Origin of the sequence: Pseudomonas sp. KCJK9016 (assembly GCF_046231795.1) — a bacterium.
Classification (GTDB): domain Bacteria; phylum Pseudomonadota; class Gammaproteobacteria; order Pseudomonadales; family Pseudomonadaceae; genus Aquipseudomonas; species Aquipseudomonas bananamidigenes.
This window is the reverse complement of the sequence record NZ_JBJJMM010000001.1, coordinates 195,738-217,747: the sequence shown is the minus strand read 5'-3', so window position 1 is coordinate 217,747 and position 22,010 is coordinate 195,738. Positions and strand designations below refer to the sequence as shown.

17 protein-coding genes and 2 tRNA genes are annotated in these 22,010 nt (G+C 59.8%); 5 read left to right on the top strand and 14 right to left on the bottom strand.

Features of this window, described 5'->3' with window-relative positions; translation table 11 throughout:
- The first annotated feature begins 62 nt into the window (after positions 1-62).
- On the top strand, positions 63-2,657 hold the full coding sequence (locus tag ACK6BI_RS00915) for a hypothetical protein (RefSeq protein WP_409315634.1): 2,595 nt from the start codon (positions 63-65) through the stop codon (positions 2,655-2,657).
- 6 nt (positions 2,658-2,663) lie between these two features.
- Here ACK6BI_RS00915 and dnaB read toward each other — a convergent pair whose 3' ends face one another.
- The 7 genes from dnaB to rnr form a co-directional block, all read right to left on the bottom strand.
- Positions 2,664-4,061 carry a replicative DNA helicase gene (gene dnaB, locus ACK6BI_RS00910; RefSeq protein ID WP_065258786.1) on the bottom strand — a complete coding sequence of 466 codons (1,398 nt, stop codon included), beginning with the start codon at positions 4,059-4,061 and terminating at the stop codon, positions 2,664-2,666.
- 121 nt (positions 4,062-4,182) lie between these two features.
- Positions 4,183-4,629, bottom strand: a complete 447-nt coding sequence (rplI, locus tag ACK6BI_RS00905) for a 50S ribosomal protein L9 (protein WP_260522003.1) — start codon at positions 4,627-4,629, stop codon at positions 4,183-4,185.
- A gap of 21 nt (positions 4,630-4,650) precedes the next feature.
- A complete protein-coding gene (locus ACK6BI_RS00900) occupies positions 4,651-5,541 on the bottom strand; it encodes a hypothetical protein (RefSeq protein WP_065258784.1) in 891 nt (296 codons plus the stop codon).
- 36 nt (positions 5,542-5,577) lie between these two features.
- Positions 5,578-5,808 (bottom strand): 30S ribosomal protein S18, encoded by a 231-nt coding sequence (gene rpsR, locus ACK6BI_RS00895; protein ID WP_002551829.1) that lies wholly within the window; start codon positions 5,806-5,808, stop codon positions 5,578-5,580.
- 28 nt (positions 5,809-5,836) lie between these two features.
- Positions 5,837-6,265: a 30S ribosomal protein S6 gene (gene rpsF / locus ACK6BI_RS00890; RefSeq protein ID WP_065258783.1), complete on the bottom strand. Its 429-nt coding sequence runs from the start codon at positions 6,263-6,265 to the stop codon at positions 5,837-5,839.
- 304 nt (positions 6,266-6,569) lie between these two features.
- Positions 6,570-7,337, bottom strand: a complete 768-nt coding sequence (rlmB, locus tag ACK6BI_RS00885) for a 23S rRNA (guanosine(2251)-2'-O)-methyltransferase RlmB (protein WP_409315633.1) — start codon at positions 7,335-7,337, stop codon at positions 6,570-6,572.
- Positions 7,334-9,964, bottom strand: a complete 2,631-nt coding sequence (gene rnr, locus ACK6BI_RS00880; RefSeq protein ID WP_409315632.1) for a ribonuclease R — start codon at positions 9,962-9,964, stop codon at positions 7,334-7,336. The genes rlmB and rnr overlap by 4 nt, the downstream gene beginning before the upstream one ends.
- Positions 9,965-10,189: 225 nt before the next feature.
- On the opposite strand from rnr, the gene ACK6BI_RS00875 reads away from it, so the two are divergent.
- From ACK6BI_RS00875 to ACK6BI_RS00860, 4 genes are all read left to right on the top strand, one after another.
- Positions 10,190-10,276, top strand: a tRNA-Leu gene (locus ACK6BI_RS00875).
- A gap of 182 nt (positions 10,277-10,458) precedes the next feature.
- A tRNA-Leu gene (locus tag ACK6BI_RS00870) sits at positions 10,459-10,545 on the top strand.
- A gap of 187 nt (positions 10,546-10,732) precedes the next feature.
- Positions 10,733-11,743, top strand: a complete 1,011-nt coding sequence (locus tag ACK6BI_RS00865; RefSeq protein ID WP_409315631.1) for an extracellular solute-binding protein — start codon at positions 10,733-10,735, stop codon at positions 11,741-11,743.
- Positions 11,743-13,308: an ABC transporter permease gene (locus tag ACK6BI_RS00860; protein ID WP_409315630.1), complete on the top strand. Its 1,566-nt coding sequence runs from the start codon at positions 11,743-11,745 to the stop codon at positions 13,306-13,308. The genes ACK6BI_RS00865 and ACK6BI_RS00860 overlap by 1 nt, the downstream gene beginning before the upstream one ends.
- A 40-nt stretch (positions 13,309-13,348) precedes the next feature.
- On the opposite strand, the gene ACK6BI_RS00855 is transcribed toward ACK6BI_RS00860, so the two are convergent.
- The 7 genes from ACK6BI_RS00855 to hfq all read right to left on the bottom strand — a co-directional run bounded on the left by ACK6BI_RS00855 (position 13,349) and on the right by hfq (position 21,981).
- Positions 13,349-15,283, bottom strand: a complete 1,935-nt coding sequence (locus tag ACK6BI_RS00855; RefSeq protein ID WP_409315629.1) for a methyl-accepting chemotaxis protein — start codon at positions 15,281-15,283, stop codon at positions 13,349-13,351.
- 140 nt (positions 15,284-15,423) lie between these two features.
- Complete coding sequence (locus tag ACK6BI_RS00850) at positions 15,424-16,716, bottom strand: adenylosuccinate synthase (RefSeq protein ID WP_085701309.1); 1,293 nt, start codon at positions 16,714-16,716, stop codon at positions 15,424-15,426.
- 54 nt (positions 16,717-16,770) lie between these two features.
- Positions 16,771-17,958 (bottom strand): ATP phosphoribosyltransferase regulatory subunit, encoded by a 1,188-nt coding sequence (locus tag ACK6BI_RS00845; protein WP_114881212.1) that lies wholly within the window; start codon positions 17,956-17,958, stop codon positions 16,771-16,773.
- Positions 17,959-18,271: 313 nt separating this feature from the next.
- A complete protein-coding gene (gene hflC / locus ACK6BI_RS00840) occupies positions 18,272-19,141 on the bottom strand; it encodes a protease modulator HflC (protein ID WP_065258776.1) in 870 nt (289 codons plus the stop codon).
- Positions 19,141-20,310, bottom strand: coding sequence for an FtsH protease activity modulator HflK (hflK, locus tag ACK6BI_RS00835; protein ID WP_409315628.1), 1,170 nt, complete (start codon positions 20,308-20,310; stop codon positions 19,141-19,143). Before hflK ends, hflC begins: the two co-directional genes overlap by 1 nt.
- A 96-nt stretch (positions 20,311-20,406) precedes the next feature.
- Positions 20,407-21,708, bottom strand: a complete 1,302-nt coding sequence (gene hflX / locus ACK6BI_RS00830; protein ID WP_409315627.1) for a ribosome rescue GTPase HflX — start codon at positions 21,706-21,708, stop codon at positions 20,407-20,409.
- A 12-nt stretch (positions 21,709-21,720) separates the two neighbouring features.
- Positions 21,721-21,981: an RNA chaperone Hfq gene (hfq, locus tag ACK6BI_RS00825; protein ID WP_409315626.1), complete on the bottom strand. Its 261-nt coding sequence runs from the start codon at positions 21,979-21,981 to the stop codon at positions 21,721-21,723.
- Between the last annotated feature and the right edge of the window lie 29 nt (positions 21,982-22,010).

The following is a 22,010-nucleotide window of genomic DNA, read 5'->3' as shown; positions in this document are numbered from 1 at the left end:
TCGCCCGCCTGCGGCCTACCGCTCCCAAAGATGCCCTTCAACTTATTCAAGGATGAATAAAGATGCCTGCAAAACCACCGTCAAAAGGTGCGATCACCGCCGAAGTGCACAACCAGCCTTCGCGATCGGCCCAAGACCTGCCGCCACGGCACGGCACCTCGCCCGCTATCGGTTCCGTCGCGCAAAGCCTCGTCGACGGACAAACACCGGGCAGAAACCCGGACAGCGCAGACCCTGACAGAATCTCTGCGGCGCCATCGGTGAGCGTCAGCGAAATCCATTCATCCCCGCCTTCGATACCTTCAGCACCAGCACTGGAAGCCTATCGGGTCAGTCCGGGCACCCGACTGCCCGTCGCCGACGCAAGCGGCTTCAGAGCATTCAAGGGGCGATTGTTCGTCGATTTGCATGATGGCAGTACCTTGCAAATCAGCCTGGATCCCGACTTGGCGCTCTATCGGGCCAGCCTGGGAAGCGAATCGCGGCCTTCGGGCCCGATTCTTATGCATGACCCTCATAGCAACCGTTGGCATCCACTGCTCGACTTCGAAGAGAGAGCCCTCCCGCTCTCCGCCCGCCGGCTGGCGACCTTCAGGACAACGCTGGATTTCTCCGGAACAGCTCCGGACAGCGACGGTTTGCACGGTTTCGAAGGCAAACGCTACGTCATCATCGAGAATCATGCCCATCAAGTGATGCACGACGTTGACGCGTCCTCTCCCGAACGCAAGGTCTGGCGCATCGTCAACCCGAAGGACCCGGTCGCAGCCGACCGTGAAAACATCTATCGCGCCAGCCGGGCTGGCGAAACGCTGGCCGTCACCCGCAATGCCGAAGGCCTCTGGACCACAAGTCTTGATGGACTCAAGGGAGGCATGCGTCGCACTGCACAGACCCAGGACAACAAAGCCTATTTGCTTCAACGATATGAACCCATCAGAAACGCTTTCGATGCCTTGGCCGCCTCCAACAGGCGTTATGGAGAACTCTGGGACGGCGCCCGGGATCTTCCGGAGGGAAGCCAGGCCGAGAAAGAGGCGCTGATCAAACTTGAAGTGCATATCATCAAGCACACAAGAATGCAGGCCGAATACGTCAAGTCACTGATCGACAACAAGGACTGGTTGATTCTGTTGAAGACCGGCGGGCTCTACAAAAGCGAGCTGCATACCCTTCAGTTGAACAGAATCAATTACTTCAACAAGCTGATCGCCGTGATGGATCGCAGGGTATATCCGACCGTGCATGCAATCACGGTGGAGTCGCTGAAGAGCAATTTCGCCCATCTCAACAAAAAGCTGAAGATCATGGACGATCGTCAGGAGGTGATGGACCAGATTCGCAAAGCCGACCGCAGTGCCACATCCGAACTGGATGAGCTGAACCGTGGCGTACCTACCGTAGACCAGATCTATTCCAGCCAATACAACATCTGCTTGCGCCTGATTTCCGACGACCCCGAAAACCCGCCGCCTTTCGGCATGCGCAGTGCAATGGCCATGCACCTTTTGAATAAGGATCTGCACGAAGTTTCTGGCTACTCCGAACCGCTGGCCCTGCAATTGACGCTGGAAAACATCAGGAGTGACAGAGCGGCGTTCGAATCTCTGGACTTCGAATCTCTGGATAATTCAGCGACTACGGCAAAAGCCGTGTATGTCAGCCAGGCGTTGTCCCTGCTGGACAGGTTCGTATCGAAAATCGACAACCGCTTGAACGATATCTATGAGCAGATTGCCAGTAACAGCCAATTGCCTCACTACGATCAGGATATCGATTTCGATTTTTTCCCGGAGCAGTCCTCCGGAGCCACCGAGGCAGCCGCCCCGCGAAAACTGTTCCGGACACGTCATCATGGTACTTACCGGGTTCTGGTCGGAGTGAAGGACACCGCAGCGGACGGCAGCGTGACGCTCAAGGTTCCCGATCTTTTCAAGCCGGATGCGCCACCTCAGCGTTACCGGAAAATCAGGGATGAATGGCGCCGCGTCCGCCCCGCCAGCGCCCCTGCGCCCAGACCACAACTCATGCGCAACGCGACCGAATGCCTGGCGCGGGTGAGTGAACACGTTAACCAGGCCCGACTGATGGAAGCCCGCAAAGCCAATCCGACCAATATTGTCGAATTCCTGGGTGCCGAGACGGATCGCCTCAAGGATCTGGCACAGCGTCTGGAGTCCACTGAACGGGCGGCAGAGGATGCCGAGGTCACTGGATTGATCAACCGCCTCGGAACCGCCGCTGCATCAATGGATGCCGAAGGGCAATCCATTCTGATCCGGATGTACAAAAACAAGGATGTGCTGGATGTGCTGCGCCTGAACTTCCTGCTCGATCACTCGGAACTGAAGGTAGTGAAAACGGTAGAGCGCAGACAAACGGGCAAGGGAAGGGACAAGTCGTTCCTCGATGTCTACTCGATCAATGACCGCTCAGACAACGCGCCGTTATGGGAGGCGCACTTTCACTATGACAGGCAAGACCGCCAGGCGCTGGACTACACGCTCAAGGGGGCGCACATGAAGACCCTGGAACAAGGCAAGCTCGGCAGCGCGTTTCAACAGCGCGAAGAACGGGCAGGTCGGCCCCACCAGCGGATCTGGCGGGAGCTCATCAGTCCGCGGGTCGCGCAGAAGCTGTTCGATCACCTGGCATGACTTGCGCTACTCGTCATCGTCGAAGTTATAGCTGCCCGGTGCGAGGTTTTCGAAGCGCGTGTACTTGCCGATAAAGGCCAGGCGAATGAAGCCGATCGGGCCGTTCCGCTGTTTGCCGATGATGATTTCGGCGATGCCCTTGTGTTCGGTTTCCGGGTGATACACCTCGTCCCGATACACGAACATGATGACGTCGGCGTCCTGCTCGATCGCTCCGGATTCCCGCAAGTCGGAGTTCACCGGACGCTTGTTCGGGCGCTGCTCCAGGGAGCGGTTGAGCTGCGACAGGGCAACAACGGGACAGTTGAATTCCTTGGCCAGGGCTTTCAGGGATCGGGAGATCTCGGAGATCTCGTTGGTCCGGTTGTCACCGCTGGAGCCCGGGATCTGCATCAACTGCAGGTAGTCGATCATGATCAGGGCAATGTCACCGTGCTCGCGCACCAGACGCCGGGTCCGTGCACGCATTTCCGACGGGCTGATGCCCGCCGTGTCATCGATGAACAGCTTGCGGTCGTTGAGCAGGTTCACCGCCGAGGTCAGGCGTGGCCAGTCGTCATCCTCCAGTTGGCCGGAACGCACCTTGGTCTGGTCGATACGGCCGAGGGACGACAGCATACGCATGATCAGCGATTCGCCTGGCATCTCGAGCGAGTACACCAGTACGGCCTTGTCGCTGCGCAGTACGGCGTTCTCCACCAGGTTCATCGCGAAGGTGGTCTTGCCCATCGACGGACGACCGGCAACGATGATCAGGTCGGCCGGTTGCAGGCCGCTGGTCTTCTCGTCGAGGTCGGTGTAGCCGGTGGACAGGCCGGTGATCGCATCCGAGGTGTTGAACAGCGTATCGATACGATCGATGGCCTTGGTGAGCAGGTCATTGACACCCACGGGGCCGCCGGTTTTCGGCCGCGCCTCGGCGATCTGGAAGATCTGCCGTTCGGCTTCGTCGAGGATCTCTTCGGCGGTACGCCCCTCGGGGTTGAAGGCGGCATCGGCAATATCGTTACTGATGCCGATCAGCTGGCGCAACGTCGCACGCTGGCGCACGATCTGCGCATAAGCCTTGATGTTGGCGACGGACGGCGTGTTTTTTGCCAGTTCGCCAAGGTAACCGAGGCCGCCGACTTGCGAGGTCTGACCTTCCTTGTCCAGTTGCTCGGCGAGGGTCACGACGTCGATCGGCGAGTTCTGATCGGCCAGTTTGGCAATCGCACGGAAAATCAGACGGTGGTCATGCCGGTAGAAATCGCCGTCGGAGACCTGATCGAGCACGCGTTCCCAGGCATTGTTGTCCAGCATCAGGCCACCGAGCACAGCCTGTTCGGCCTCGATGGAATGCGGCGGCACCTTCAGGGCAGCGGTTTGCAGATCGTATTGCTCAGGAGCGGAGATTTCGTTCATGGCCACTTGTTTTATTCAGAAAAAGCACGGTTTGCAGAAAGACAAAGGGCACGACCTGTAAACAGGATCGTGCCCGATGTTAACCGCCTGACGGACAAGCCGCCAGCCGATCAGGTGTTGCTTAAGCAGCTACAACGACAACGCGTACGGTAGCTTCGACTTCAGCGTGCAGGTGCACGGCTACGTCGAATTCACCCACGTTGCGGATGGTGCCGTTCGGCAGACGAACTTCGCTCTTCGCCACTTCAACGCCAGAGGCGGTCAGTGCGTCAGCGATGTCGTGAGTACCGATCGAACCGAACAGCTTGCCTTCGTCGCCAGCGGTGGCAGTGATGGTCACTTCCAGCTCGGCCAGTTGGGCAGCGCGGCTTTCAGCCGATGCTTTACGCTCGGCAGCAGCTTTTTCCAGCTCAGCGCGACGCGCTTCGAACGCAGCCAGGTTGGCAGCGGTCGCAGCGGTGGCTTTGCCGAAAGGCAGCAGGTAGTTACGACCGTAGCCGGCCTTAACCTTTACTTTGTCGCCCAGGTTGCCCAGGTTGGCGATTTTTTCCAGCAGGATCAGTTCCATTTGGTATTAACCTCTTAACTTTTAACCTTCACCGTTCGCGTTATCGATGTCTTTCGACACGTGACGACCGCGAAAATCAATCAGGCTGTCGACAATGGCCAGAACCACAAGCAACGGACCGAGCAAGTGCATGAAAGGCACGAGCGTGACGTATATCCCCACCAGCCAGAAGCCGGCCAACCGTTTCTGCGCCACCAGCCCGTGAACCAGGGCCAGACCGGCGAAGAACAGCGGTACGCTGCACAACGGCATCAGGACCAGTGCATGCAGACCGAAGAACGGTGCCACACACATGACGGCCAGAAGCGACAGCGCAACGCCTTTCGGCAGTCGGATGGCGCGAAACTCGCGACCGAAACCGCCGGGGTTATACAACAACGCCTGCCAATAGCGCCCAAGAATCAGGCACAGCACGCTAAAAACCTGCAACGACAGTGCTGTCGAAATGATCGACAGAGGAACCGCCAACCCCGTGAGAATCGCTTTCTGGTCTGCCGAGAATTTCTCGTAGACCTCACCCATTGCCAGCGGCAGGACTTGTTCAAACGTCTGCGCCAGCGCTTCGGTGAAGGAACCGAACACGGTCCCCAGGCTCACGGCAATCAACAATCCCACGGCCACGCTGACCAGCAGCACGCGATTCCAGGTGTGTCCGGCGCGTAAAACCAGCGCCAGACCGCAAGCCCCGAGCAACACGATCAGTGCTGTCGGGTCCTTCAGGTAGTGCCAGCTCACTAACGCCGACAACACGCCCACACCCAGGACGCTCAAGGCGTCCGAACCGCGCCGCAGGAGCACAAGGCAACCTGCAGCGGCACTCAACCAGAACAACAGCGGCAACGCCGCAGATCCGGCCACGACCAGCGTGGCCTGCATACGCCCCCGCATGATGAATTCAGCCAAGGCACGCATGCATTCGATCCTTTACTTCTTGTCGACTACCCGGTCTCAGCGGCCGTGGCTGTCGGTGTAGGCCAGCAGGGCCAGGAAGCGGGCGCGCTTGATAGCGGTGGCCAGCTGACGCTGATAACGAGCTTTGGTACCGGTGATACGGCTTGGAACGATTTTGCCGGTCTCGGATACGTAAGCTTTCAGAGTGTTGAGATCTTTGTAGTCGATCTCCTTCACGTCTTCAGCGGTGAAGCGGCAGAATTTACGACGACGGAAGAAACGTGCCATTTGATAGGCTCCTTAAAAGGTCCGTGGATTACTCGTCAGCGTTATCGCTGTTGTCGCTGTCGCTATCGCTGTCATCGCCATCGGCGCTGCCATCGTGCTCAGGACGCTCGCGACGCTCACGGCGCTCACTGCGGTTTTCTTCAGCCTTGAGCATCTCGGACTGGCCAGTGATGGCTTCGTCGCGGCGGATGACCAGGTTACGGATCACAGCATCGTTGTAGCGGAAGTTGTCTTCCAGCTCGGCCAGGGCCTTGCCGGTGCACTCAACGTTCAGCATCACGTAGTGAGCCTTGTGAACATTGTTGATTGCGTAGGCCAGTTGACGACGGCCCCAGTCTTCCAGACGGTGGATTTTGCCGCCGTCTTCTTCGATCAGCTTGGTGTAACGCTCAACCATGCCGCCGACTTGCTCGCTCTGGTCAGGGTGGACCAGAAAGATGATTTCGTAATGACGCATGAATGCTCCTTACGGGTTGTAGCCTGCCGCTCAAAAACGGTCAGACAAGGAGTGAATGACACTTATGGACTTGCCGGCACGGGGCACATGGGTGCCTGCCGTCACAGCAAGGGGCGCAATTGTAGAGAAGGGACAGAAGAGGCGCAAGGTAATTGGTGATTATTTGAACAGCCACACTTTCTGCCACACCAGAAAACACTGTGGGAGCGAGCCTGCTCGCGATGGCGGCTTAACATCCAACAATGATGCTGAATGTAACTCCGCTTCGCGAGCAGGCTCGCTCCCACATTAGGCGGCGTGAGGCTTAAGCCTTTTTGGCAGCAGCCTTGGCCTTGGCCCCGCGCTGGCGCTGGGCCTCGAACAGGCATACGCCAGTCGCAACCGACACGTTGAGACTGCTGACGCTGCCGGCCATCGGCAGGTGCACCAGGTAGTCACAATGCTCACGGGTCAGACGACGCATGCCCTTGCCTTCGGCGCCCATGATCAGGATGGTCGGGCCGGTCAGGTCCTGGTCATAGAGACTGACCTCGGCCTCACCCGCCGTACCGACAATCCACAGACCGCGCTGCTGGAGTTTTTCCAGGGTACGCGCAAGGTTGGTCACGGCCACCAGCGGTATCACCTCCGCCGCGCCGCAAGCCACCTTACGCACGACCGGCGTCAGGGTCGCCGACTTGTCTTTCGGTACGATCACCGCCAGCGCACCGGCAGCATCCGCCGAACGCAGGCAGGCGCCGAGGTTGTGCGGATCAGTCACGCCGTCGAGCACCAGCAGCAGCGGCGCGCCTTCGGTCCGATCAAGCAGTTCGTCGAGCATCGCCTCGCCCCAGACCTGGCTCGGACTGACCTCCGCCACCACGCCCTGATGCACGCCTTCGACCCAGGCATCCATCTCGCGGCGTTCGGCCTGGCCGATCTGCACGCGGTTTTCATTGGCCAGTTCGACCAGCGTCTGCACTCGCGGATCGTTGCGGCTTTCAGCCAGCCAGATCTGCTTGACACGTTTTGGGTGGTGACGCAACAACGCTTCTACCGCGTGAACGCCGTAGATTTTTTCCAACTGACTCATGACTTCGCCTTCGGTTTACGTGCCCCGCCGCTTTTGGCTGGAGCGGAACCCGACTTCGGCGGGCCCTTGCGGTGTTTGCTCGGCTTGCCTGGCTTGCCGCCGGAAGCCTTGTCGGGTATGGACCTTCCGGTTTTTCCCGAGGGCGCCGCTTTACCACCGTTCTTGGCTTCGGCCAGCAACGCTTTCTTCAATTCACGGCTTTTGCGCAGCTCGGCGTTTTTCGCCACGGCATCGCTCGGGCGGTAAGCGTCGGAAACCTTTTCCTTGACCGGACGACGGCTGGCGGTTTTTGCCGGGACCTTTTCTTCCGCGGCTCTGGTTGCCGGAGCAGCCGTTTCCGCGCCCCGCTTCTTGCGACCGATAGGGGCACTGATGGTTTTCTCGGCCATCTCGAAGTCGATCTTGCGCTCGTCGAGATCGACACGCATGACGCGCACTTCAACGGTATCGCCGAGACGGAAGCTGCGACCGGTGCGCTCACCGGCCAGGCGATGGTGCACGGGGTCGAAGTGGTAGTAGTCGCCCGGCAGCGCCGTGACGTGCACCAGACCTTCGACGTAGATATCGGTCAGCTCGACGAACAGACCGAAACCGGTCACTGCGGTGATGACGCCCGGGAACGACTCGCCCACGCGATCCTTCATGAACTCGCACTTGAGCCAGTTCACCACGTCGCGGGTCGCTTCGTCGGCACGGCGCTCGCTCATCGAGCATTGTTCGCCGAGCTGCTCCAGTGCCGCCTCGTCGTACGGATAGATGCGCGCCTTCGGGATGGTCATCGCACCGGCACGACGAACGTGCGGCGTGTCCTGTTTCGAGTGGATCACGCTGCGGATCGCCCGATGGGTGAGCAGGTCCGGATAACGACGGATCGGCGATGTGAAGTGGGTGTAGGCTTCGTAATTCAGGCCGAAGTGGCCATCGTTTTCAGCGCTGTACACCGCCTGGCTCAGGGAGCGCAGCATTACGGTCTGGATCAGATGGAAATCCGGGCGATCCTTGATGCTCGCCAGCAAGGCCTGATAGTCCTTCGGCGTCGGACCTTCCTTGCCCTTGTGCAGGGACAGGCCGAGCTCGCCAAGGAACGCGCGGAGTTTTTCCAGACGCTCCGGTGGCGGACCATCGTGAACGCGGTAAAGCGCCGGAATCTCATGTTTTTGCAGAAACTCTGCCGTGGCCACGTTGGCTGCCAGCATGCACTCTTCGATCAACTTGTGCGCGTCGTTACGAGTGGTCGGGCGGATCTCGGCAATCTTGCGCTCGGAACCGAAGATGATCCGGGTTTCCTGAGTCTCGAAATCGATCGCGCCACGTACGTGACGGGCGGCCAGCAACACCTTGTACAGCGCGTAGAGCTGCTTGAGGTGCGGCAGAACGTCGGTGTATTCACCGCGAAGCTTGCGCGCTTCGGTAGCCTTCGGCGTTTCCAGCATCGCGCTGACCTTGTTGTAGGTCAGTCGTGCGTGAGAGTGGATCACCGCTTCATAGAAGCAGTAGTCGGTCATTTCGCCGGACTTGGAGATGGTCATCTCGCAAACCATCGCCAGACGATCAACGTGTGGATTCAGCGAGCACAGGCCGTTGGACAACTCTTCCGGCAGCATCGGCACCACGCGTTCGGGGAAGTACACCGAGTTGCCGCGGACTTGAGCCTCGGCGTCCAGCGCCGAACCGATTTTCACGTAGCTGGAAACGTCGGCAATCGCCACATACAGCTTCCAGCCGCCGGAAAACAGGCGCAGCTTGCCCGGTTTGGCTTCACAATAAACCGCGTCGTCAAAGTCGCGAGCGTCCTCGCCGTCGATTGTGACGAACGGCAGATGGCGCAGGTCGACGCGTTTCTCTTTGTCCTTTTCTTCGACTTCCGGCTTGAGCTTGCGGGCTTCCTTGACCACGGCCTCTGGCCAGACGTGAGGAATATCGTAGGTACGCAGGGCGACATCGATTTCCATGCCCGGCGCCATATAGTTGCCAACGATTTCGACCACATCGCCCTGTGGCTGAAAGCGGGGAGTCGGCCAGTGGGTGATCTTCACCTCGACGAACTGACCGATCTGGGCATTGGCGTTGCGGCCGGGCGTGACCAGCACTTCCTGCTGGATCTTCGGGTTGTCCGCGACAACGAAACCGATCCCGCCTTCTTCGAAGTAACGACCGACGATGCTTTCGTGAGCACGGGACACCACTTCGACGATCACGCCTTCGCGGCGACCGCGACGATCCAGACCGGAAACACGCGCCAGGGCGCGGTCGCCATCGAACACCAGACGCATTTGCGCCGGGCTCATGAACAGGTCGTCGGAACCGTCATCCGGCACCAGGAAACCGAAACCGTCGCGGTGACCGCTGATGCGGCCGAGGATCAGGTCGAGCTTGTCCACCGGCGCATAAGTGCCACGGCGGGTGTAAATCAGTTGAGCATCGCGCTCCATGGCACGCAGGCGGCGGCGCAGGGCCTCGATCTGGTCGTCCGTGGTCAGACCAAACTCTTCGACCAGTTGCTCACGGGCAGCCGGCGAACCCCGGTCAGCAAGGTGCTGAAGGATCAGTTCGCGACTGGGAATGGGGTTTTCATATTTTTCCGCTTCACGAGCGGCCTCGGGATCGAGGGACTGCCAATCGGCCATTAGAGAGTTTTCACCTTGTCTATATGCGGGTTAGTTTGGCATAGGCGCCATCAAACGGGAAATTTCCGACTCTATAAGGCGCGTCTTGAGACCTTTATCGACGTCCGAAAAGCGTTTTGGACACCGCTGGTAAAAAAAACCATTTTTTTTGCTGACAGGGGTTTACAGTTAAAAAGACGCTCCGTATAGTGCGCGCCATCGACGACGTACTGACGCTGTCGAGATGCCCAGGTGGTGAAATTGGTAGACACGCCAGCTTCAGGTGCTGGTGACCTTACGGTCGTGGAAGTTCGAGTCTTCTCCTGGGCACCAATTTCGAGTTTGAGACTGAAGCAGTTTCAAGACTCACACAGAAACCCGCGAAAGCGGGTTTTTTGCATTCTGCGCCCCGCATTTTTTCTGAAATTGATTTATTAAAATCAAATCAGGGGTTTACAGATCAAAAGGCGCTCCGTATAGTGCGCCACATCAACAGCGGCAACGCTGAAGATGAAGCCCAGATGGTGAAATTGGTAGACACGCCAGCTTCAGGTGCTGGTGACCTTACGGTCGTGGAAGTTCGAGTCTTCTTCTGGGCACCAATTCAAATTCAAGGTTACGATCTTGAATTTCACAAAAACCCGCGAAAGCGGGTTTTTGCGTTTCTGGCCTCCTGAAATTCCAAACCTCCGTACCAGACCCTTACTTCGCTCGCAAGGAGCATTTGAGAAACGATATCGTTTATCATTGTTGCAAGTTTTTGCAATGCGACAGTGAGGAACCCTGCGAATGATGTTTCGAAATACCCTGCGCCGCGGCTTGACCTTCACCCTGCTCGGCCTGGCACTCGCCACTCCCCTCACCCAGGCTGCCGACACGGATTCCCTGACCCTCTACAACGGCCAACACAAGGAAGTCGGCGACGCGATCGCCAAAGCCTTCGAAGCCAAGACCGGCATTCATGTCAATGTGCGCAAGGGCAGCAGCAACCAGCTCGCCAGCCAGATCATCGAGGAAGGCGACCGATCCCCTGTCGACGTCATTTACACCGAAGAATCCCCGCCGCTGAACAACCTCGGCGAACTGGGCCTGCTAGCCAAGGCCGAGGACGCCACCCTGGCCGTCCTGCCGAAAAAGTATGTCGCCGGCAACGGCACCTGGATCGGCGTCACCGCCCGGGTTCGCGTCGTTGCGTTCAACCCGAAGCTGGTCGATGAAAAAGACCTGCCCGAATCGGTACTGGATTTCGCCGATCCGCAGTGGCAAGGCAAGGTCGGTTTCGTGCCCACCAGCGGCGCCTTCCAGGAACAGGCCGTCGCCATCATCAAAAAGCACGGTCGCGAAGCCGCCGAAGAATGGCTGACCGGACTGCGCGCCTTCGGCAAGACCTACAGCAACAATATGGTTGCCCTCAAGGCTGTGGAAAACGGCGAAGTCGCCACTGTACTTGTGAACAACTACTACTGGTTCGCCCTGCAGCGGGAGAAGGGCAAGCTTGACTCCCGACTGCATTACTTCTCTGGCGGAGATGTCGGCGGCCTGATCACCGTCTCCAGCGCAGCCGTGCTGAAGTCCAGCAAGCATCCAAAAGAAGCCCAGCAATTTCTCGCCTACATGGCCAGCGAGGAAGGCCAGCGCGTGATCACTCAGACCACCGCCGAGTATCCGCTGCATAACGGCATGAAATCGGATCGCGGCCTCAAGCCGTTCAGTGAACTGGAAGCACCGGACGTCACGCCCGCCGATCTGGGCAATGCCGAGGAAGCGCTGGAACTGGAACGCGAAGTTGGCCTGAACTGATGAGCGCCTCGTTATCCGCCCCCGCCGCCCGAGGGAGTTACATGCCACGGCGCAAGCGCCCGTCGGTCTGGCTGGTGCTGCCAGTCTTGCTGCTGGTGGTGATGAGCCTGCTGCCGCTGGCCTACGTCGGGCTCAAAGCCTGGCAGGCAGGCTGGAGCGAGGCGCTGCACTTGCTGTGGCGTCCCTACGTGTTCGGCCTGCTGCGCAACACGCTGGCGCTGATGGTCGGCGTAACCTTGACTTGCGCTGTGATCGGCCTGTCGCTGGCCTGGCTGCTGGAGCGCAGCAACCTGCCTGGCCGGCGCCTGTGGGGCGTGATTCTGTGTTTGCCGTTTGCGGTACCGGCTTTCGTCAGCAGCTTTACCTGGGTATCGCTCAGCGCGCAGTTCGAAGGACTGGGCGGGGCGATTCTGGTGATGAGCCTGTCGAAATACCCGCTGATCTTTTTGCCGGTGGCGGCCACCCTGCGCAATCTTGATCCTTCACTTGAAGAATCGGCACGGACGCTGGGACAGAATCGCTGGGGCGTGTTTTTCCGCATCACCCTGCCCTTGCTCTGGCCTTCGCTGCTGGCCGGCTCGTTGTTGATTGCGCTGCATATGCTGGTGGAGTTCGGCGCACTGTCGATCATCGGCCTGCAGACATTCACCACAGCGATTTACCAGCAATTCGAGCTGGAGTTCAGCAATGCCAACGCGGCGATGCTGTCTGCGGTGTTGCTGGCGCTTTGTTTGATGCTGCTGTGGCTGGAATTGCGAGCGCGCGGCAAGGGCCGCCATGTACGCACCGGCCAGGGCGCGGCGCGGCGTGCCGAACAAGTGCAGCTCGGGCCGTGGGCGATTGCCGGTCAGATGTATTGCCTGATGCTGGCGATTGTCGGGAGTGGAATCCCGCTGGGGATGCTGGCTTATTGGCTGGCGGTCGGATCGTCAGCCTCTTTCCCGGTGGCAGCAATCACCGAGGCATTGCTGTCGTCGCTGGCGTTGTCGCTGGGTGGCGCGGGACTCTGTCTGGTGCTGGCGGTGCCGGTCGGGTTGCTGGTGGTGCGCTACAAGGGCCAGCTGGCGATCTGGGCCGAGCGACTGCCCTATCTGCTGCATGCCCTTCCGGGATTGGTGATCGCCCTGACGCTGGTGTATTTCGCCCTGCATTACGTGCCGGCGCTGTACCAGACCTCCGCATTGCTGCTGATCGCTTATGCGCTGCTGTTTCTACCACTGGCTCAAGCCCCGATCCGTACGGCATTGAACAAGGCCGCACCGCAACTGGAGGAGGCCGCCCGCACCCTTGGCGCGTCGTCGTTCACAGCGTTCTGCCGAGTGACCCTGCCGATCATCTTTCCGGCACTCGGTGCAGCGTTTGCGCTGGTGTTTCTCGATGCCATGAAAGAACTGACGGCAACGCTGCTGTTGAGTCCGACCGGGCTCAATACTCTGGCGACCGAGGTATGGGCCCACACAGCGAATGTCGAGTTCGCCGCAGCGGCGCCTTATGCAGCGTTGCTGATCGTGGTATCGGGCTTGCCCGTCTACCTGCTGACCACCCGAATGTATTTGAGCCGATAAAAAAATCGCAGCCGAAGCTGCGATTTTTTTGCCCGCACTATCAGGCCCGGAACTGCCCCAGACTGGCCTTGAGCTGCGCCGCCAGACCATCGAGCACCTTGCCGCTGGCCGTGGTTTCGACCACCGCTTGAGCGGCTTTCTCGGCCTGGGCATGAATCGTCTCGACCCGCCCGCGCACAGCCTGCGCACCCTGCGCCTGATGGGCCGCTGCCTGGGTTGCCAGACCGATCGCCGTATGCACCTGCTCGACCGACGCCTGCACCGATTGCTGCAAACGTGCGCTGTCACGCAATACCAGCAATCCTTCACTGGCCTGACGCCCGGCCTGACCGATTGCCTCGACCGCCTCGCGTGCGCCCTGCTGCAACGCCACAATGTGCGCCTGAATATCGCCAGTGGAGCTTTGGGTCTTGCTGGCCAGCGCCCGTACTTCGTCCGCCACCACCGCGAATCCTCGCCCGGTCTCACCGGCCCGGGCCGCCTCAATGGCGGCGTTGAGCGCCAGCAGGTTAGTCTGCTCGGCGATGCCGTGTATCACGGTCAGCACCACTTCGATCTGCTCACTCTGCTGCGCCAGCCGTTCGATGACTTTGGCACCGGTATCGACCTGCCCCGCCAGCGCCTCGATCAGACTGCCGACCCTGGCTGAAGTGCGGGTGTTCTCTTCGGTGGCCTGACGAATATCGACCACCTGCTTCAGCGCCGCCTGCATCGCATGACTTTCCGACTGCGCTTCATCGGCCATTTGCGACAGCGCCCGCAGACTTTCGGCCACTTCATCGCGCTGCATCCCCGCCGCCGCATCGGCACCGGCGTTGCGCAGGGTCATGGCGCCGATTTCCAGACCGGTACGCTGGGCCACATCCCCGGCTTCGCGCACGATCGGCTGCAGCTTGTCGACAAAGCGATTGACCGCCGAGGCCATGTCGCCGATTTCGTCCTTGCTGTTGATCTGCACACGCTTGGTCAGATCCCCCTCGCCTGCTGCCAGATCATCCATGGCGGCGTTGAGCATCTTCAGGCGATTGACCACGCGGTGGCCGAGCACGATCGCCAGCAATAACAGCACACCGGCGCCGACCAGCGCCAGGCCCATCCCGATGCGCCAACGCAACGTGGCAGCGGCGTCCTGCACTGTACTGGCTGTGTTGGCTTTCATCTCGGCGGCGGTGGACTGCGCCGACTGCAGTCGCGCCCGCATGGCCGTGGCACTGTCGGCCGCCGCACCCTTGAGGCTATCGCCCACCAGTTGATCACTGCTGGCAATGAGCGCCGAGAAGCGCTGATCGAGCGCTGCCAGATCGGTTTCCACCGAAGCTGTCGAAACCCCCATCAGCACTTTGCCGATTTCCACCCCGTTGGGATTGATCGACGCTTCGATGTAATAAACGGAAGGGTCGTTTTTAGCCGCATCCAGCACTTTATCCAGCGCCCGCTCGCCCTGACCCTTTTCGAGCAAGGCCTTGTTGATGGGGTTTTCGCGGTTGAGATAGCGGGTCAGATGCTGGCCGGTAGCGTCGTCATAGACCACGAACAGTACGTTGGGATTGCGCTGGGCCCGGCGGGCGAACTCCGACAGTGTCGGCACATCGCTGTCCCACATGGCTCGAGGCGCCACCGAGGCCAGCAACTGGGCCATGTCGTTGGCCGAGTCCTTCAGGTCTTTCTCCAGCGTCGTACGCAGTTGTGCCTGCTCTTCCTTCAGACGCGAGGACAGCCCCGCAGTCAACCGCTGGCGCGTATTGGTGGACAAGGTATCGAGGCTCGAAGTGACTTCACGTCCGGCCTGCTCCAGCTCACCGGAGAGTTTCTGGCTGTCGGCACCCAGGCGAGTCCCCAGGTCGGCTTCCAGCGCAGTGACCGTGCTCCGCGTCAGGGCGACGGCAACCAGCACCTGCACCAAAAGGGCGATACCAAGAGTAACGAAAACGGGCCGCAACAAACGGCTTTGTAACAGTGAGAGAACGGCCGACACTGTGAATCCCTCTACGTCTGACGCCATTAAATTGATGGCATTCTTGTAGACAGATTCACAGCAAAGGTCATGCCGTCCAACAGGCATAAACGACAAAGGCCCCGATGAAGGGGCCTTTGTGTTTTTACATCAACGACTTATCAAGCGAACGGATGACGCAGAACGATGGTTTCGTTGCGGTCCGGGCCCGTCGAAATAATGTCGATCGGCGCGCCGACCAGCTCTTCGATGCGCTTGATGTAGTTGCGTGCAGCCTGTGGCAGCTCTTCCAGGGTCTTGGCACCCAGGGTCGATTCGCTCCAGCCCGGCATCTGCTCGTACACCGGCTCCAGGCCAATGTAACTGTCAGCATCGGTCGGTGCGTCGATCATGGCGCCATCAGCGTTCTTGTAGCCTACGCAGATGTTGATGGTTTCCAGACCGTCCAGCACGTCCAGCTTGGTCAGGCACAGGCCCGAGATGCTGTTGACGTCGATGGCGCGACGCAGAATGTTGGCATCGAACCAGCCGCAACGACGGGCACGACCGGTGGTCGCGCCGAACTCATGACCACGCTTGGCGAGGAACGCGCCAACATCGTCGAACAGTTCAGTCGGGAACGGACCCGAACCGACGCGCGTGGTATAGGCCTTGGTAATACCGAGGATGTAGTCGATGAACATCGGGCCGACACCCGAACCGGTCGCAATGCCGCCGGCAGTAGTGTTGGAACTGGTCACGTACGGGTAGGTACCGTGGTCGATGTCCAGCAGCGAACCCTGAGCGCCTTCGAACATGATGTCCTTGCCGGCGCGACGCAGGTCGTGCAGCTCGGCGGTGACGTCGAGCATCATCGGCTTGAGCAGTTCGGCGTATTCCATGCACTCGTCCAGTGTCTTCTGGAAGTCGATGGCCGGCTCTTTGTAGTAATTGACCAGTACGAAGTTGTGGTAATCCAGCAACTCGCCCAGCTTGGCGGCGAAACGCTCACGGTGGAACAGGTCGCCGATGCGCAGGCCGCGACGTGCAACCTTGTCTTCGTACGCCGGGCCGATGCCGCGACCGGTGGTGCCGATCTTCATCTCGCCACGGGCCTTTTCACGGGCCTGGTCCAGTGCCACGTGGTAGGACAGAATCAGCGGGCAGGACGGGCTGATGCGCAGGCGCTCGCGCACCGGTACGCCCTTCTCTTCCAGCTTGGTGATTTCCCGCAGCAGGGCGTCAGGTGCAACCACCACGCCGTTGCCGATCAGGCACTGCACGCCTTCGCGCAGCACGCCCGACGGGATCAGGTGCAGGACGGTTTTCTCACCGTCGATCACCAGGGTGTGGCCAGCGTTGTGGCCACCTTGGTAGCGCACTACGGCGGCAGCATGTTCGGTCAGCAGATCAACGATCTTGCCTTTGCCCTCATCACCCCACTGGGTGCCCAGGACTACGACATTCTTACCCATAACACTTGTCCTCATTCGCGCAAACTTGGTGCCGGCGATGGCCGGCAGGAAAACTCAGGAAGCCAGTGGCGATACTTGCCAAAGCCCGTTCTGCTGGATCAATTGCCGGTCGCAGTCCGCATCACGGGCGGCGGCCAAAGGTTGTCCAGGCAATGCCTGAACGACACGCTGACCCTCACTGCGCAACTGGCAAACCTGCTGCCAGAGTGCCGCATCCGTACTGTCAGGCATCCAGATACCGCCAGACGGCAGCTCGACCTCAGCACGCCCCAGGGTCACCAGGGTTTTCAAATCGGTGGAAAAACCGGTTGCCGGACGGGCGCGACCGAAGTCGGCGCCGATGTCGTCATAGCGACCGCCCTGAGCGATGGACTGGCCAACACCCGGCACGAACACCGCGAACACGACTCCGGTGTGATAGTGGTAACCGCGCAGCTCGCCCAGATCGAAGTACAGCGGCAACTCCGGGAAGCGCGCCGACAACCGCTCGGCGATCGCCAGCAGATCCTCCAGCGCCGCCAATACCGGCGCCGGCGCATTGGCCAGACGCTCACGGGCGGCGCTCAGCACTTCACGGCCGCCACACAGGTCGACCAGTGCCCGCAGCATGCCGGACAGATCGGCCGGCAAGCCTTCGGTCAAGGTAATGACCTCGTCGATGGCCTTGCGTTGCAAGGCATCGAACAGTTGCTGCTCGACTTCACCCGACAGGCCGGCCGCCTGCGCCAGACCGCGGTAGATGCCGACATGCCCCAGGTCCATGTGCACATCCGGCACATCGGCCAGTTGCAGCATGGCCAGCATCAGACTGATGACTTCAACGTCGCTGCTCGGGCTGGCATCACCGTACAACTCGGCGCCCAGCTGGATCGGGCTGCGCGAGGACGACAAGGCACGCGGCTGGGCATGCAACACGCTGCCGGCGTAGCACAGACGGCTCGGGCCTTCACGACGCAGGGTGTGTGCATCGATACGCGCCACTTGCGGCGTGATGTCGGCACGGAAACCCATCTGCCGGCCCGACTGCGGGTCGATGACCTTGAAGGTACGCAGATCCAGGTCCTGGCCCGCGCCGGTCAGCAGGGATTCCAGGTACTCGATATGGGGAGTCACGACGAACTCGTAACCCCAGCTCTGGAACAGATCCAACACCTGGCGACGCGCGACTTCAATGCGCGCCGCTTCCGGTGGCAGTACTTCTTCGATGCCATCTGGCAGCAGCCAGCGGTCTACCGTTGCCATTACGCCATTCCCCTTAGATCCGGGCGGCCAGCCCGAGGGCGAGCCTTGAGTGAAGCAGAAAATGACCGGTCCGTTCAAAACGCACGCGCATGAACGACGCGACGAAAGGCCTGTTAGCGGCTTCGTCCATCACTTTCCTCGAATAACTGTCGGGCCATTCAACCCGATCTTCTGCAACAAAAACAGCAATCAAACGTGCAGACGCAAAAAAGCCGGGAATTTCCCGGCTGCCGCATCATACACACGTTTTCCCAAAGGATCACCCCGCCCGAGGTTTTAGCCGCCGGGCGGACTGATTCAGGTCAACGTCGCATCAAGGCCTGGACTTCTCCAGGTACTTGAAGAAGTCGCTGCTCGGATCGAGCACCATGACGTCGGACTTGTTCGCAAAGCTTTCACGGTAGGCACGCAGGCTACGGTAGAACGCGTAGAAATCCTGATCCTGGCCGTAGGCCTTCGAGTAGATAGCAGCGGCCTGGGCATCCCCGTCACCACGAATTTCTTCAGATTCGCGATAGGCCTCGGCCAGCAGCACACGGCGCTGGCGATCGGCGTCGGCACGGATACCTTCGGCCAGCTCGTTACCCTTGGCGCGATGCTCGCGAGCTTCACGCTCACGCTCGGTGCTCATACGCTCGAACACACTGCGGTTCACTTCCTTCGGCAGATCGATGGCCTTGACCCGGACATCGACCACTTCGATACCCAGCTCCTTTTCCGCCATCTTGTTCAGCGAAGCCGTGATGTCAGCCATGAGCGCATCACGCTCACCCGATACCACCTCATGCAGGGTGCGCTTGCCGAACTGGTCACGCAGACCGGACTCCAGACGACGGGAAAGGCGCTCGTCGGCGATCTGCTTGAGGCCGGAAGTCGCGGTGTAGAAGCGCTCGGCATCTTTCACGCGCCACTTGGCGTAGGCATCGACCATCACGGCCTTCTTTTCCAGGGTCAGGAAGCGTTGTGTCGGCGCATCCAGCGTCATCAGACGCGCGTCGAATTTACGCACCTGGTTAACGTAAGGCACTTTCACATGCAGACCTGGCTGAACATCGGCCTGAACCACACGACCGAACTGCAGCAGCACCGCGCGCTCGGTCTGAGCCACGATGTAGAAGCAGTTCCAGCCAACCAGCACCACAACAACGCCAACGATCAGGGCGATCAGCGATTTATTGCTCATCAGCGGGTCTCCCTTGTACGTGTCTGCGGCAGGTCGGTGACATGCGGCACGACATCCGTGTTGTTGCCGGCAGCAGCAGAGCCGGTAACCGGTGCGTTATTGCCAGGACTGTTCTGGATCATCTTGTCCAGCGGCAGGTAAAGCAGGTTGCTCTGGCCGTTCTTGTTGCCGGTCACGAGAACCTTGCTGGTGCTGCTGAAGACTTCCTGCATGGTGTCCAGGTAAAGACGCTGACGAGTGACCTCCGGAGCCTTGCGATACTCGGCCACCAGCTTGGTGAAGCGATCAGCCTCACCCTTGGCGCGCGAGACCGTTTCGTCACGGTAGCCATTGGCGTCTTCCAGGATGCGCTGGGCCTGACCACGAGCTTCCGGTACCACGCCATTGGCGTAGGTTTCAGCCTGGTTGCGCGAACGCTGCTCGTCTTCACGGGCGCGGATCACGTCATCGAAGGCTTCCTGTACTTCACGCGGTGCGGCTGCGCTCTGTACGTTGACCTGGGTAACGGTGATACCGGTGCGATAGGTATCGAGGAAACGTTGCAGACGCTCCTTGATTTCGCTCGCCATCAGCTCACGACCTTCGGTCAGCACCTGGTCCATCGCAGTGGAGCCCACCACGTGGCGCAGTGCACTGTCGGTTGCATGTTGAAGGCTGATTTCCGGCTGATCGACGTTCAGCACGAAGTCCTGCAGGTTGCTGATCTTGTACTGCACGGTCAGCGGCACTTCGACGATGTTCTCGTCTTCGGTCAGCATCTGGCCCTGCTTGGTGTAGGCACGCTCACGCGTGACGTTTTCCATGTACTTCCTGTCGATCGGCGGGAAATAGATATTCAGGCCTGGGCCGACCGTCTCGTAGTACTTGCCGAAGCGCAGCACCACGGCCTGCTCCTGCTCGTCCACTACATATACCGCGCTGTAGAGCCAGACGGCCGCCAGCACGACGAGGCCAATGCCTAGCAGGCCGCCGAAGCCGCCACTCTTGCCCGGACCACCCCCGTCGTCACCCCGTTTCTTTCCACCACCGAACAACCCGTTCAGGCTTTCCTGCAGCTTTCGGAAGGCCTCGTCGAGATCCGGCGGCCCCTTGCGGTCGCCATTGTTGCGACGCTTGCCACCCCAGGGATCCTGATTGTTCGAGTTGCCACCCGGCTCATTCCAAGCCATAGCGCTCTCCATCTGATAAAGCAAAGACGCACCCACGGCGCGCCGACCAATGCTACAGAATGCCTGCCGTTGCGGCACAACCGCTTTTTCAGGCTTTTATTGCAAAGTGTGTTGCTCGATGAACTCCGTCGGCACAACGCCTTCACGGCTGACCAGTCGATTGAGCTCCGAACGTGGCAATCGCACGGCCAGCAAGCTGACACCTTCTTCGTCGTATTCTTCTTTCTGTACCGCGCCCAGCTCGAAGAACTGCGCACGCAGACGCGCAAACCGCTGGGGCAGACGCAAGGTTCCGACAAACAAATCATTACCCAGCAATTCGGCAATGGCTTGCTCAAGCAGCTCCAGACCAGTGCCATCACGCGCCGACAGCCATACCCGTTGAGGCTTGCCGTTCTCGTCGCGCTGGATTTGTGGCTCAACGCCTTCAAGCAAATCGAGTTTGTTATAGACCTCGAGGATCGGCAAGTCCTGGGCCCCAATCTCGCCCAGCACCACCATCACCTGCTCGATCTGCAGCATGCGATCCGGTTCGGCCGCATCGATCACGTGCAACAGCAGGTCGGAATTGCTCGACTCTTCGAGCGTAGACCGAAATGCCTCGACCAGCTTGTGGGGCAAATGACGAATGAAGCCCACGGTATCGGCCAGAACAATCGGCCCCAGGTCGTCCAGTTCCAGACGGCGCAGGGTCGGGTCCAGCGTGGCGAACAACTGGTCGGCCGCGTACACCTCCGATTTCGTCACGTTATTGAACAGCGTGGATTTGCCCGCGTTGGTATAACCCACCAGAGACACGGTAGGGATATCCGCACGGGAACGCCCGCGACGAGACTGTTCACGCTGGCTGCGCACCTTTTCCAGCCTGCCCTTGATCTGGCGCAGACGAACCCGCAACAGGCGTCGGTCGGTTTCCAGCTGGGTTTCACCCGGACCGCGCAGGCCGATACCGCCCCCCTGACGTTCAAGGTGAGTCCAGCCACGGACGAGCCGGGTGCTCATATGGTCAAGTTGGGCCAGTTCTACCTGGAGCTTGCCTTCATGGGTACGGGCGCGCTGGGCGAAAATATCGAGAATCAGTCCGGTACGGTCGATCACGCGGCACTCGAAGACACGTTCGAGGTTGCGCTCCTGACTCGGCGTAAGGACGTGATTGAAGATCACCAGATCGGCTTCTTCGGCGTGTACCAGGTCGCGCAGTTCCTCGACCTTGCCGCTGCCGATCAGGTATTTGGCGGTTGGCCGATGACGCGGCACGTTAAAAAACGCAACGGTCTCGGCGCCTGCCGAATTTGCCAGTTCCTGAAACTCCTGCGGATCTTCGCGCGCCTCAGGGTCCTGTCCATCCAAGTGAACGAGAATGACTCGCTCACCACCACCGTGGCGCTCAAAGAACAAAGGAGACTCCTATCAGGCGTTACCTGGCTCAGCGTCACCGGCTTCAGATTCGGATGCACTTGGCAGACGAATTACACGAACCGGCACGACTGTAGAGATAGCGTGTTTGTAAACCATCTGGCTGACGGTGTTCTTCAGCAGGATGACGAACTGGTCGAACGATTCGATCGTGCCTTGCAGTTTGATACCGTTGACCAGATAGATGGAAACCCCGACTTTCTCTTTACGTAAAGTGTTCAAGTAAGGGTCTTGTAGCGAATGCCCTTTTGACATGTGCCGCACTCCTTTAAGGATTCAATATA

Coding starts and splice junctions, on each gene's coding strand:
- rplI (WP_260522003.1), bottom strand. CDS start 4,629: ATGGAACTGATCCTGCTGGAAAAAATCGCCAACCTGGGCAACCTGGGC.
- ACK6BI_RS00850 (WP_085701309.1), bottom strand. CDS start 16,716: ATGGGTAAGAATGTCGTAGTCCTGGGCACCCAGTGGGGTGATGAGGGC.
- ACK6BI_RS00860 (WP_409315630.1), top strand. CDS start 11,743: ATGAGCGCCTCGTTATCCGCCCCCGCCGCCCGAGGGAGTTACATGCCA.
- ACK6BI_RS00845 (WP_114881212.1), bottom strand. CDS start 17,958: ATGGCAACGGTAGACCGCTGGCTGCTGCCAGATGGCATCGAAGAAGTA.
- hflK (WP_409315628.1), bottom strand. CDS start 20,310: ATGGCTTGGAATGAGCCGGGTGGCAACTCGAACAATCAGGATCCCTGG.
- ACK6BI_RS00900 (WP_065258784.1), bottom strand. CDS start 5,541: ATGCGTGCCTTGGCTGAATTCATCATGCGGGGGCGTATGCAGGCCACG.
- ACK6BI_RS00865 (WP_409315631.1), top strand. CDS start 10,733: ATGATGTTTCGAAATACCCTGCGCCGCGGCTTGACCTTCACCCTGCTC.
- hflC (WP_065258776.1), bottom strand. CDS start 19,141: ATGAGCAATAAATCGCTGATCGCCCTGATCGTTGGCGTTGTTGTGGTG.
- rpsR (WP_002551829.1), bottom strand. CDS start 5,808: ATGGCACGTTTCTTCCGTCGTCGTAAATTCTGCCGCTTCACCGCTGAA.
- ACK6BI_RS00915 (WP_409315634.1), top strand. CDS start 63: ATGCCTGCAAAACCACCGTCAAAAGGTGCGATCACCGCCGAAGTGCAC.
- rnr (WP_409315632.1), bottom strand. CDS start 9,964: ATGGCCGATTGGCAGTCCCTCGATCCCGAGGCCGCTCGTGAAGCGGAA.
- rlmB (WP_409315633.1), bottom strand. CDS start 7,337: ATGAGTCAGTTGGAAAAAATCTACGGCGTTCACGCGGTAGAAGCGTTG.
- hfq (WP_409315626.1), bottom strand. CDS start 21,981: ATGTCAAAAGGGCATTCGCTACAAGACCCTTACTTGAACACTTTACGT.
- dnaB (WP_065258786.1), bottom strand. CDS start 4,061: ATGAACGAAATCTCCGCTCCTGAGCAATACGATCTGCAAACCGCTGCC.
- rpsF (WP_065258783.1), bottom strand. CDS start 6,265: ATGCGTCATTACGAAATCATCTTTCTGGTCCACCCTGACCAGAGCGAG.